A 12,363-nucleotide genomic window follows, 5' to 3' on the forward strand; every position below is an offset into this window, starting at 1 on the left:
TTATTTAGTGTATAAATAGAGGGGAAGAGTGGAACAGCAATATATTCAAGAAAATACACCTGTATTTTTATCCGTCAAAAGAATGCAATTTTGGGTGCCAGTTTAAAGAAGTTTGTTATCAACAAGAAGAAAGACTGCGAAGATTTTGTACCTCTCGTTGCATAATGGATCAAAAAAAGACAGTAGAAGCAGTTTATAATTTTCTATAGTCAATCATGTTAAGAGAAGATTGTAATTATGCGTTTGGCTTTCTTTTTTCAATCGTTTCCTTTTGTGAGTAGAGACATCAGATAAAATCTTTAATAATCGGTATTTGAGAAATCATCTTCATTATCAAAGTTACGGTACGGATCCAGAGTCCATTCAGCATATCCTTTCACAAAAAGTAGTAGTCATTTTAGGATGTGGGGGCATTGGTAATCAGGTATCAGCGATACTTGCATCCTCTGGTGTGGGAAAATTAATTCTTGTCGACAATGATGTCATCGAGATAACCAATTTGACCGAACAAATTCTTTTTGCTGAACAAGATATTGGACTTCCTAAGACAACAGTTCTTCGGCGTGAGTTAACACGGAGAAACAGTCGAATAGAGGTTAGTGAATTACAAATGTCGATTAATGTGAAAGAAGATATTAGCAAATTGCCTAAAGCCGATTTGTGGATCATTTCAGCTGATGAACCTGACCATTTAGTTCCATGGATAAATGAATGGTGTATAAAAAATAAACAAGCTTATATAAATTCCGGCACTGTCAATGACATTGCTGTATTTGGACCTTTTTATATACCTGGAAAAACCGGTTGCTATGCATGCAGCTCATCGCTAGGAAATCTTCCCGAAAAAAGTGAAGGTTTAATTTATGAGGCTTGCGCTGCTATTAATAATAATTTTAAAGTTGCGACGTTTCCTCCTGTGAATGCTCTTTCAGCGGCTATGTGTGCTAATGATGCTCTTAAATTTTTGGGTGGTTATGGTAAGCTCCTGTCCATTGATCGCCGTATAGGGATATGGAGCAGCAAATTTTTCACAGAAGAGCGTTGCCTAGAAAAGAATCCTCATTGCAAAGTTTGTGGAACCAAGCAATGAACAGACCTCGAATACTTGCTGTAACCTATGGATCTTACCATGCAATACGAATGCTCATAGGTGTTTATCACGCCATTTTTCTAATGTCTATGGGGGTTACTCTGTCCCAATTGGCTTTGCTGCAAATTGCCTTTTCGATAACTGTTTTGCTTCTTGATTTTCCTTGTGCTGTTTTATCTGACAGATATCGACGTAAATATTCCGTTACTGCTGGAGTTTTTATGACGGGAGTGTTTTATCTTCTCTGCCTTCAAGCCCCCAATATAACAGTGCTTATGATTGCACAAATCCTCTATGCAGCGGGAATTTGCCTCATTACCAGTGCCATTGATGGTTGGATTTACCATTCTCTAGGCCATAAACAAGATCGCTTTTCGTATTATGCACATCTCTCTCATCAGATAAACTCTTTTGGTAGCATTATCAGTGGTATGATAGGAATTATAACGATATATTATTCTGGGCAATATTTTATGGGATATATTATCTCAAGCCTGATGATGGGAATAATTTTCTTTATATTCCTTATTGTTCCTGAAGAAAAAATATTCATGAGTGAAGAAATAAAAACAAAAACTATCCTACAAAATGCGAGAGAAACACTCTGGATATTTCAAAACACTGTGGGAGGCGCATGGTTTCTTTTTCTGATGTGCTTGTTCAGCGCTGGCATTCAAGTTATTTATCACTTTTGGCAACCGATAATGCTCTCAGGTGGTAAAATCGACCATCTCAATAATTCGCAGTTATTGGTACTGATGTTCTGCCATATTGGCGCCTTTTCGGCTCAATATTTTTCCAATGCACTAATGTCTAAATATCATGTACTCGATAAAAAATATAAAAACTCGATAAAGTATTTCTCATTCTTTTCTGCTCTGATGTGTATGGCGCTTTATTTTTTTGTCCATAGCAGTCAAATTGCTGCGTCAGTTATTGCATTTTCGTTAATTCATGGCTTTATTTGTACTGTACCGATAGGAGCAAAGAGTTTGTTTTTTTCAGAGCTTAACCAACAACAAACGCGACATATTTCTAGCATTGTCGGTGCGACATCTTTTAGCGGAAGAATATTTGCAACAGTGGCATTAAGTGTTATTTCATTTCTTCCAGCAACAATTCCACCGTCTTATTACCTTGTATTACCAACTTTAACTTTTTTCATGTGTGGTTTGGTCATCATTAAGTGGATGTCATTCTCTGGTAAATCTATTTTGCAAAAAACTATATGAAAATACAGTTGAAAAAGTGATTGTTTTTGAAGTTTGATAGATCAGAAAAACGGTTATGATGGATGATACGAATGAAAGATTGATGAGCTGTTACTAAAAATTTCTATGTCGTAAATTATTGAATGAAGCATATTGAAATCATACAGAGTTTTACACCACTAAATCTGGTTTGTTCCATCTAACACAGCTTTTAAGATTTTTTGAAAAACGGCAACTTTGCTTTTATTCAAGAGCGTAGAAAAAAGAATTTTTTCAGAAGGAGTGAAGGATAATAAAAAAAAGAGATTATTGGTATATTGAAGCTTTTCTGAGATTGATGGTTCTTTTTTCCGCTATATTATCCACATGTTTCTTCTCGTTGACAGTGGCAGAGAATGACTCTCGCTCGCGCAATAATTTTCACACCACGCTTGATCACGATTGATGAACCGACATCTTCTTTTGGTGTCAGTATGCGGAGATACATCATTGATCTTTTGCATAAGATATAACAGATAAAATTTGATTTATAATGATAATTTATCATTTTACATGTTGAATTATCTCCTGAACATTGTCAGATGTTTTTATTTTAAATCCTCTCATTTTGAAGCAAATAAAATCATTTATTTGCACGTCATAGGTGGGGCTGGTGTGTGGATAAAAACTCTCAAGAAAAAAGTAAAAATGCCTTTAACAAATCGTCTTAATAAAAGGGACGTGTCGTAATATTGGAGGCTGGTAAATAGAATGATAGTGCCAGTTTGCTCCTTTATTAAGTGGAAAGAGGATGGTACTCAAAGGCTTTATCGCTATACTATCTACGAGCGTCATCGTGAAATGGGCTTGGGTGTCTTAGAAAGGTCTCTTAAAAGAAAGCCTGTGAATTTGGTAACACAATAGTGTTTTGTTTTATATGAAAGGCGTGTCCCCATCAAAGAACGTGATAAACAAAAGCGTAAAGAGATACACAATCTCGATTATATAAAAGACATTGCTTTTGAAAGCCATAAAGTTGAATTAAAACGATGATCACGATGAGAATAGATTTTCCCAACCTTTACAACTTCATATTCGTCCTAAATAAAGCTATTGATCTTTTTCAGAGATTATATAAACCGATATACGCAATGTGCCAGCCCCCATTTACATAAAAAAGCTGAACAACAGAAATGTCATTTAGTTTATTTGTTTATAAGCTATGATTTGAAAGATTATTAAAGTCTTGATACATAAAGTGATTGTTAAGTACGGTAGAAAGATGGTTGAGAATAGTTCTGCTGATTGTATTTTTTGTTCCCAAAATCCTTATATGCAAACCTTGTTGTTTGTTGTATTCTCTCTAGAATCTGATTGTTTATAGGTAATAACATTAAATTGGATTAAGAGCCCATTATAGAGGAGGATTTTTCCTACTAACGGCTCACCAATATTTGTGATAAGTTTAATAGCTTCCATAGCTTGGAGTGTTCCGATAACCCCTGGTATAATACCAATAATTCCATTTTCAGCACATGTCGGAAGAGTTCCTGGAGCTGGTGGATTGGGGAACAGATCTCGATAGTGAGGATTATTGTCTTTATACGGCATGAGCACTGTCAATGAACCATTGAAACGCTCTACAGCACCGCTTATTAACGGTTTTTCGCATTGGGCAGCATGATCAGCAAGAAGGTAATGTGTGGCAAAGTTATCACTGCCGTCAACAATGATGTCGTAAGCATTTAACAGTTTATCCACATTACTTTTATCTAAGCGTAGATTGTGTTTTTCAACCACAACATGAGGATTAATTTCTTTTAAAGTGGTTTTTGCACTCTCCGTTTTTTTTTGGTTAATCATGTTTGTTTTGTGTATTACTTGGCGTTGTAAATTGGAAAGCGAAACGATATCGTCATCGACAATACCAAGTGTACCAACGCCTGCAGCAGCCAAATAGATGAGAACAGGAGCACCAAGTCCGCCCGCTCCAACAACAAGAATGCGCGCAGCTTTCAGTTTTTGCTGCCCCGCACCACCAATTTCGGGCATAATGATGTGACGTGCATAGCGTTCGATTTCCTCATGGCTTAATTTTGTATCTGTTTTTTGCATCATGAGTTCTCTCTTGTCATCGTTCTTTTAATGTTTACTAAGTTTATAGCATATAGACTAGTCTCATTTTCGTATAGGGAGGTTTTATTTATGAAAATTGCCATTCAGATGGATCATATTTCGACGATTCAGATTCAAGGAGATACAACATTTGCACTTGCTTTAGCAGCGCAAGAACGTGGACATTCACTTTTCCATTATACACCAGACCATTTATCGATGCGCGATGGTTGTATAATTGCACGACTAGAGCCATTGATTGTCAATGATGAGGAAGGAAATCATTATGAATTAGGGGAGTCTGTACGCATAGAGTTAATGGATATGGATGTGGTTCTTTTACGTCAAGACCCACCCTTTGATCTCAATTATATTACCACGACGCATTTGTTAGAACGTATTCATTCTAAGACGCTTGTGGTGAATGATCCAGCATGGGTGCGCAATAGTCCAGAAAAGATTTTTGTTACTGAATTTCCTGATTTGATGCCAGAAACATTAATTACAAAAGATATTGAAGAAATAAGCGATTTTAGAGCGACATTTGGTGATATCATTCTTAAACCACTCTATGGCAATGGAGGAGCAGGTATTTTTCATTTAAAAAAAGATGATCGCAATTTAGCATCGCTTTTGGAAATGTTTGCACAAATTTATCGTGAACCTTTTATCGTTCAGCGTTATTTAGATGCAGTGAGAAAAGGGGATAAACGGATTATTTTGCTTGATGGTGTCCCTGTTGGGGCGATTAATCGTGTCCCGGTAGAAACAGATGCACGCTCTAATATGCATGTTGGAGGACGCGCGGAAAAGATTGATTTTACAAAACGTGATTATGAGATTTGCGAACGCATTGGTCCAGCTTTAAAGGAACGTGGTCTTCTTCTTGTAGGGATTGATGTGATTGGCGATTATATAACAGAAATTAATGTGACGTCTCCTACAGGTATTCGTGAAATCAAACGCTTTTGTGGTGCAGATGTTGCTCATCTTTTTTGGGATATTGTGGAATCCAAACGTTCAAATTAAATTTATTTCAAGAGAGAATATTATTTTTTTAGAAAAATTACGAATGTTTCTTTTTTATGTTTGTTATAATGCAAATGTGAATTACAATTGAGATATTATATAATTTGGGCAGAAGACTTTAATTTCTCTTCTAAGGAGTTTATAGATGAGCAAAGTGTTATTAGTTGGAATGGGATTGATTTTGGCAACTGTATTGACAAACGTTAGCAATGCGCGTGATCAAATACAGATAGCGGGTTCATCTACAGTTTTACCTTACCAAAAGATTGTTGCTGAGATATTTGGAGAAACCTATCCTCATTTTAAAGTCCCGGTTATTGAATCGGGTGGAACAGGGGCTGGTATTAAAGAGTTTTGCCGTGGTATTGGAGAAAATACAATTGATATCGTTAATGCTTCACGGCCGATGAAGCCAAGCGAATTGCAATCTTGTTTTGATGCTGGAGTAAAAGATGTAGAGGAAATACGCATTGGGTATGATGGTATTGTCTTTGCAACAGATATCAATGGTCCTGATTGGAAATTGCAGGCAGTGGATGTGTATAAGGCACTTGCTGCTCAGGTTTTTGTAGACGGAAAATTGCAGCCCAATAAGGTTTCGAAATGGGACGCAGTCAACAGTGCTCTTCCTGCGTGGACGATAGCAGCTTATATTCCTGGAGAAAAGCATGGAACACGTGAAGTTTTTGAAGAAAAATTACTTTTTGTAGGCTGTAAGGCCAGTGGAGCAGTTTATGCGATGAAATCTTTGGGAATGGATGATAAGGCAATTCATGCTGCTTGTGTTGCGGTACGTAAGGATGGAAAAGTCATTGATATTGATGGTGATTATTCTGAAACCTTTGCGCGTCTGACTTCTAATAGAACAGCGGTTGGGGTTTTTGGTTTGTCTTATTATGAAAATAATGCTGATAAGTTAAAGGTTGCCCATATTAATGGTTTTGCGCCAACCGTTGAAACGATTATACGTGGCGAATATCCAGTTTCGCGTCCACTTTTTTTCTACGTTAAGAAAGCACATCTAGATAACGTTTCAGGTTTGCGGGAATATATTGATTTTTTTCTTTCTGATCAAATGATTGGTCCAGATAGCCCTTTGGCTGAATATGGTTTGATTGTTGTTTCTGAAAAAGAGCGCCAAGCGCAGCGTTCTGCTTTTTCTGCTGGGAGAGTGATGCGTTTGAAATAATTTTCTAAATCCGCAGTGTAGAAGTTTTCTATGGTGTTTTTTTTGTAAAAATTGAAAGACAATATGCGCATTTCCGTCATTCTTTTTCTTCTATTTTTTCTTGGATTTGTTGGCTTTTGTATTTCTTATATGCGAGCTCGTTCTCTTGAATACGCACAATACAAGATGCATTCTCGTGCGTATTATCATGCGTGGTGGACATTTTTAATGACTGTGATTCCACCGCTTATTTTTTTAATTTTTTGGGATGGTGGGAGTACAATTTATTTAGAGTATAGCCTCTCTCGAGGAGTTGAGGCATATAGTTCCCATATAACGGGGCTTGTGAATCATGATCTTATTTTGGAGACTATTCGAAATTTGATCAAAATGATTTATCACTTTGATGGAGAGTTTGCGACTGCTTCATATGAAGAAGTGCGGACACAATTATTTGCGAAAGGATTTTTGTTACCTCATGGGTCATCAGAGGATCTGTTAAGAAGAGCGCAGTCCTGGGTTTCTTGTTCTGAAAAGCTACAGTTCATTGGTCATGGTTTTTGTTTTGTTATTGCATCCTTTGGTTTTATCTTTGGAATAATACAAATTGCTCCGCGTCAACGTGCGCGCAATAAGGTTGAATGTTTGATTGTTATTGGGTTGATTTGTGCATCTATAGTTGCGGTTTTAACAACAGCAGCTATAGCGCTTTCCATGTTTTTTCAAACGATCAGTTTTTTTCAATCTGTCCCCTTGTCCAATTTCTTTTTGGGAACGGTTTGGGATCCGCGTTTTTCAGCGAGCGGTTCGAGCAATACAGTAGGGCAATTTGGTCTTATACCCCTCCTTGCTGGTACGCTTTATATCGCGCTTGTGGCAATGCTTTTTGCTGTTCCTATAGGGTTGTTTTCGGCTCTTTATATGGCCGAATATGCTTCTACTCGATTACGATCAATAGTAAAGCCATTGTTAGAAGTGCTTGCTGGTATTCCAACCATTGTTTATGGTTTTTTTGCTTTGAAGGTGGTAGGGCCATTTTTACGTGATCTCTCTATGTCTCTCTCTGGTGGTGTTGGTTTTATTATGGCTCAAAGTGTTTTAACGGCTGGAGTTGTGATGGGAATTATGTTGATACCTTTTATCTCTTCTTTGTCGGATGATGTTATAACAGCTGTTCCACGCATTTTACGCGAAGGATCTTATGGTTTAGGAGCAACGCAATCTGAGACGATTAAGAAAGTGGTTATCCCGGCAGCGCTTCCAGGAATTATGGGAGCGATTTTATTGACAGCATCACGTGCAATTGGAGAGACAATGATTGTGGTTTTTGCAGCAGGTGTTGCAGCGAACTTAACGCTTAATCCATTTGAAGCAATGACCACGATGACGGTTAAGATTGTGAATCAATTAACAGGGGATTTTGAGTTTAATTCTCCACAAACTCTTGTCGCTTTTGCTTTAGGGATGACACTCTTTATTATGACTCTTTTGATGAATATTCTTGCTCTTTACATTGTGCGTAAATATCGGGAACAATATGAATGAATGAAGATTTTCTAGTTTCTCGTCGCAATATTGGACTCAAACGTCGATATTGGGCAGAACGTCGTTTCCGAGCGTATGGTTTGATTGCTATTTTTATTGGTCTCTTTTTTTTATTTGCACTTTTATGGTCTATCATCAGTCAGGGCTATACAGCTTTTTTTCAAAGTGAAATGGCCTTATCGATTTATTTGGATGAGCAGGTCATTGATCCCAATGGTCAGCGTGAGACAAATGCACAGGTCCTTATAACTGCCAATTATCCTCTTCTCGTACGGAATGCTTTGGTAAAAAAGCTTGATATAGATCAAAATGATCGGATTTCATTGCGAGATGTTAATCGTATGTTTTCAAATGGTGTCCGTGTTCAACTCCGTGAAATGGTGACAAAGAATCCAAAACTGATTGGAACAACGCAAAAAATCAAAGTTCTAGCGGCAGCAGATATTGATTCTGCTTATAAAGGACAAATTGATTTACATGTAGCAGAAAAAAACCGCAAAGTTTCTAATCGTCAAGTAGAATGGATAAAACGTTTAGCGCATGATGGGACACTTTATAAAACATTTAATTTTGGCCTTTTTACATTTGGTGCTTCAAGCCGCGCTGAAACTGCGGGGTTAGGAGTTGCGATAATTGGTTCTCTTTACATGATGGCTATAGTTCTAGTAATTTCTCTTCCAATAGGGATAGCAACGGCTCTTTATTTGGAAGAGTATGCACGCAAAAATAAATTCACAGATTTTATTGAGGTTAATATTAATAATCTCGCAGCTGTTCCTTCGATTGTTTTTGGTCTTTTAGGACTTGCTGTTTTTGTTAATTTTTTTGGTTTACCACGTTCAGCTTCTTTTGTTGGTGGGCTTATCTTGGCTCTTATGACTCTCCCCACCATTATTATTGCGACGCGTTCTGCTTTGCGGGCTGTTCCTCTTTCTATTCGCGCAGCAGCTTTAGGGTTGGGGGCATCAAAAACACAAATGGTTTTTCATCATGTTGTCCCTTTAGCAGCGCCTGGTATTTTGACAGGCACGATTATTGGTGTCGCTCAGGCTCTGGGTGAAACAGCCCCATTGCTTTTGATAGGCATGGTTGCTTTTGTTGTAAATATTCCTGCGACTCCCATGGATCCAGCAACGGCTTTGCCTGTTCAAATTTTTATGTGGGCAGGTGAAGCAGAGCGTGCTTTTGTAGAAAAGACCTCGGGTGCTATTATTGTATTAATGATTTTTCTTGCAGCCATGAATATTTCTGCTGTTTTTTTACGTCGACGATTTGAGCGGCGTAAGTAACTTCAATAAAGTAGTAACTTCGATAAAGTTTATGTTTTAAAGTAAGGTGAGCTTTTGTAATGAAAATTAAAATGCGTGGTCAGGATGTAAAAGTTTTTTATGGGGAGAAAGCAGCACTTCATGGCATTACTCTTGATATTCCTGAACATCAGGTTACAGCTTTGATAGGTCCTTCAGGTTGCGGCAAGTCAACTTTTTTGCGTTGCTTTAATCGTATGAATGATACGATTGAAGGAGCTAAAATAACGGGTCTTATTACCTTAGATGGAAAGAATATTTATGACCAGAGGATTGATGTTGTAGAATTGCGTGCTCGTGTTGGTATGGTTTTTCAAAAGCCTAGTCCTTTTCCAAAATCTATATTTGAGAATGTTGCCTATGGACCACGTATTCACGGTTTGGTTAAATCGCGTGCCGAATTGCATGATATTGTTGAAAGAAGTTTAAGGCAGGCAGGGTTATTTGAAGAAGTAAAAGATCGTCTTCATGAGGCAGGAACAAGTTTATCAGGAGGACAACAACAGCGTTTATGTATTGCGCGTGCCATTGCTGTGAGCCCTGAAGTTATTTTGATGGATGAGCCCTGTTCAGCTCTTGATCCAATTGCGACGGCGCGTATTGAAGAGCTGATTGATGCATTACGAAAAAATTATACCATTGTTATTGTGACACACTCTATGCAACAGGCAGCACGCGTTTCTCAATATACGGCCATGTTTCATTTGGGGCATTTGGTAGAAGTTGGTGCAACTGAAATGATTTTTACTTCGCCAAAAGAACAACGTACGCAAGATTATATCACGGGGCGTTTTGGATAGGCGAATTGAGGAGTATAAGATATGTCTAAGAACCATACTGTCCGTTCTTATGATGCAGAATTAAAATATTTGAAAGCAAGGATTACAGCTATGGGGAGCCATGCAGAACGAATGATTGAACGTTCTGTTGCATCAATTGTCTGTAGTGATCTTCAACTTGCGACGGCAGTTATTGCTGATGATTTGTTTTTAGATGAAGCAGAACGTGATATTGATGAAAAAGCAATTACCATTATTTGCAAACGCCAACCGATGGCTGTTGATCTACGTGAAATTATTGGTGCCATTCGTATTTCTTCTGATCTTGAGCGGATTGGGGATATGGCCAAAAACATTGCTAAGCGAACGGTTACACTTTCAGAAACACGTCAATCGGCTGCTTTTTATCATGGGCTTGAAACAATTACAGCTTTAGCTCTCAATCAGTTAAAGGAAGTATTGAGCGCTTACACGAGCCGTTTATTGGAACGTGTTGATGCGGTACGTGAGCGTGATGGTAAAATTGATGCTTTATATACGTCTCTTTTTCGTGAGCTTCTAACTTATATGATGGAAGATGCGCGCAATATTACAGTTTGTACGCATTTACTTTTTTGTTTAAAAAATATTGAACGGATTGGTGATCATGTTACCAATATTGCGGAAATGCTGCATTATATCATAACAGGTTACCATATGTCTTCTGATCGTCCTCGCGATGATCTTACCTATAAAGTTGGGGTGGGGGAGAAAAAAAGAGATTAAATTTTCTCTCAGGTTATTAAAATGAGTTTTTTTATGAAAGATAAAAACTATTGAGGCACTTTCTTGCAGTATGGCTGTAGGCAGAGTGTGAAAGACATATGATAGGTAAATGCAAGAAACAATGTGAAGATTTTTAGAGTCATATTGCGGGTTTTAAACCTTTCTTTTGAGGTTAAGAAAACATAAAAATCAATAAGTTATATTAGAAGTAAGGGATCGATCTGTTATTGATTCTCTTACGTTTTTTGTAGCTTTAGCAAAGCTAGCCAATTTGAGTTGTTAAAATATTGTTTAATCAGCCATGCAAATAAACCTTCAACCAGTTTTTCTGTCTCGGATTTAGGAAGGATAAGCCCTTGCAATTGGGCGAGTGCACTTTTGTAATTGTCAACAAATTTTTGTGTTCTATAGGTTCCTCATATTCTAATACGTTACCCATGACCAATACGCACATACCATACGATTTTATCATATTTGGTAATTTGTTTAACAGGATGAGGGGAGCGTGACTTTAGTATGAAAACACATCACGTAAAAAACTATAAAATCAATGTCTTATATCTCTATCTTATATGAATCCCCTTTAGAGTCCACACTTTTATACACGATTCGATTGACTACTTTTTATAAAAAATAACCATCTATAAAAAGAGTATAAAAAGTAAATCATGATGTGAATGTTATAATGCATGTAAGGATTTAAAGAAATGCAAAGCAATTATCATTCATGACAGCTCATAAATATTACAATACGTTTTTATCATATAAATCGCATTGTTAAAACGCAATCATTTGAAAATTGTTGATCAATATAAATTGTATAAGTTTAAAATCATATCTTGTTTTAAAAATTGGATTGATAGTGCATAATATATAACAAGATTTGCGAACGCCAAATTTGGCAAGCGCAAAATCAGATTATATTCTTAAAGGGAGGTAAAAAATTGCGTTATCATTATTTTAGAAATTAAGATTTTAAAACCTCGATATTTCTTTACCGGAATAGAAACTAGAATAGGGAATGAAAACCATCACATTATCTCTTATGAAATCTACATCCTTTTAATGATATCATGCAAAACACGTATCAAAAGCTGTTTTGATCATTACGGTTTAAAATAATAAAGCCCAATTTGAATTGACTAATTTTAGACACCTCAAAAATGAGGGGCTCTTTTTTCATAAGCAGAGAGAAGTTGGATATATCAAGATCATTAAACGCCATTGTTTAAAGAGAGCTCTACAAAGACACTCCCCTAAAAATTGGAGTGAGTAATTTTAACCAGTTCAAATTTGAGTTGGTTGATTAAAGAAAAACTTTTTTCCATTTTATGAGAGATTGCTTTAAAAATCAACGCTTGTTTTTGATTGGCTT

10 protein-coding genes and 1 pseudogene are annotated in these 12,363 nt (G+C 36.9%); 9 read left to right on the plus strand and 2 right to left on the minus strand.

Annotation, left to right across the window (positions count from 1 at the left end; translation table 11 throughout):
* Positions 1-313: 313 nt before the first annotated feature.
* From NMK50_RS00815 to NMK50_RS00825, 3 genes are all read left to right on the plus strand, one after another.
* Entirely contained in the window at positions 314-1,090 is a 777-nt protein-coding gene (locus NMK50_RS00815) for a ThiF family adenylyltransferase (protein ID WP_254770513.1), read from the plus strand.
* Positions 1,087-2,322: an MFS transporter gene (locus NMK50_RS00820; RefSeq protein WP_254770514.1), complete on the plus strand. Its 1,236-nt coding sequence runs from the start codon at positions 1,087-1,089 to the stop codon at positions 2,320-2,322. Before NMK50_RS00815 ends, NMK50_RS00820 begins: the two co-directional genes overlap by 4 nt.
* Positions 2,323-3,051: 729 nt before the next feature.
* Positions 3,052-3,204: a hypothetical protein gene (locus NMK50_RS00825; protein WP_254770515.1), complete on the plus strand. Its 153-nt coding sequence runs from the start codon at positions 3,052-3,054 to the stop codon at positions 3,202-3,204.
* A 405-nt stretch (positions 3,205-3,609) separates the two neighbouring features.
* Here the strand turns inward: NMK50_RS00825 and NMK50_RS00830 are convergent, their stop codons facing one another.
* Positions 3,610-4,398 (minus strand): molybdopterin-synthase adenylyltransferase MoeB, encoded by a 789-nt coding sequence (locus NMK50_RS00830; protein ID WP_254770516.1) that lies wholly within the window; start codon positions 4,396-4,398, stop codon positions 3,610-3,612.
* 87 nt (positions 4,399-4,485) lie between these two features.
* Between NMK50_RS00830 and gshB the strand changes: the two genes are divergently transcribed.
* The 6 genes from gshB to phoU all read left to right on the plus strand — a co-directional run bounded on the left by gshB (position 4,486) and on the right by phoU (position 10,988).
* On the plus strand, positions 4,486-5,424 hold the full coding sequence (gshB, locus tag NMK50_RS00835) for a glutathione synthase (protein ID WP_254770517.1): 939 nt from the start codon (positions 4,486-4,488) through the stop codon (positions 5,422-5,424).
* Positions 5,425-5,569: 145 nt separating this feature from the next.
* On the plus strand, positions 5,570-6,613 hold the full coding sequence (locus tag NMK50_RS00840) for a substrate-binding domain-containing protein (protein ID WP_254770518.1): 1,044 nt from the start codon (positions 5,570-5,572) through the stop codon (positions 6,611-6,613).
* A 63-nt stretch (positions 6,614-6,676) separates the two neighbouring features.
* Positions 6,677-8,137 (plus strand): phosphate ABC transporter permease subunit PstC, encoded by a 1,461-nt coding sequence (gene pstC, locus NMK50_RS00845; RefSeq protein ID WP_254770519.1) that lies wholly within the window; start codon positions 6,677-6,679, stop codon positions 8,135-8,137.
* Positions 8,134-9,426, plus strand: a complete 1,293-nt coding sequence (pstA, locus tag NMK50_RS00850) for a phosphate ABC transporter permease PstA (RefSeq protein ID WP_254770520.1) — start codon at positions 8,134-8,136, stop codon at positions 9,424-9,426. The genes pstC and pstA overlap by 4 nt, the downstream gene beginning before the upstream one ends.
* 59 nt (positions 9,427-9,485) lie before the next feature.
* A complete protein-coding gene (gene pstB / locus NMK50_RS00855; RefSeq protein WP_254770521.1) occupies positions 9,486-10,244 on the plus strand; it encodes a phosphate ABC transporter ATP-binding protein PstB in 759 nt (252 codons plus the stop codon).
* A 21-nt stretch (positions 10,245-10,265) separates the two neighbouring features.
* A complete protein-coding gene (gene phoU / locus NMK50_RS00860) occupies positions 10,266-10,988 on the plus strand; it encodes a phosphate signaling complex protein PhoU (RefSeq protein ID WP_254770522.1) in 723 nt (240 codons plus the stop codon).
* A gap of 225 nt (positions 10,989-11,213) precedes the next feature.
* Here the strand turns inward: phoU and NMK50_RS00865 are convergent.
* A pseudogene (locus NMK50_RS00865) lies at positions 11,214-11,506 on the minus strand (tyrosine-type recombinase/integrase); the annotation flags it as partial.
* Positions 11,507-12,363 lie beyond the last annotated feature (857 nt).

This window comes from Bartonella harrusi, from assembly GCF_024297065.1.
GTDB classification, from domain to species: Bacteria; Pseudomonadota; Alphaproteobacteria; order Rhizobiales; family Rhizobiaceae; genus Bartonella; species Bartonella harrusi.

Bases quoted from the DNA above. Each gene is read 5' to 3' on its own strand.
- NMK50_RS00840 (WP_254770518.1), top strand. From the start codon at position 5,570: ATGAGCAAAGTGTTATTAGTTGGAATGGGATTGATTTTGGCAACTGTA.
- pstB (WP_254770521.1), top strand. From the start codon at position 9,486: ATGAAAATTAAAATGCGTGGTCAGGATGTAAAAGTTTTTTATGGGGAG.
- NMK50_RS00830 (WP_254770516.1), bottom strand. From the start codon at position 4,398: ATGATGCAAAAAACAGATACAAAATTAAGCCATGAGGAAATCGAACGC.
- gshB (WP_254770517.1), top strand. From the start codon at position 4,486: ATGAAAATTGCCATTCAGATGGATCATATTTCGACGATTCAGATTCAA.
- phoU (WP_254770522.1), top strand. From the start codon at position 10,266: ATGTCTAAGAACCATACTGTCCGTTCTTATGATGCAGAATTAAAATAT.
- NMK50_RS00820 (WP_254770514.1), top strand. From the start codon at position 1,087: ATGAACAGACCTCGAATACTTGCTGTAACCTATGGATCTTACCATGCA.
- NMK50_RS00825 (WP_254770515.1), top strand. From the start codon at position 3,052: ATGATAGTGCCAGTTTGCTCCTTTATTAAGTGGAAAGAGGATGGTACT.
- pstA (WP_254770520.1), top strand. From the start codon at position 8,134: ATGAATGAAGATTTTCTAGTTTCTCGTCGCAATATTGGACTCAAACGT.
- pstC (WP_254770519.1), top strand. From the start codon at position 6,677: ATGCGCATTTCCGTCATTCTTTTTCTTCTATTTTTTCTTGGATTTGTT.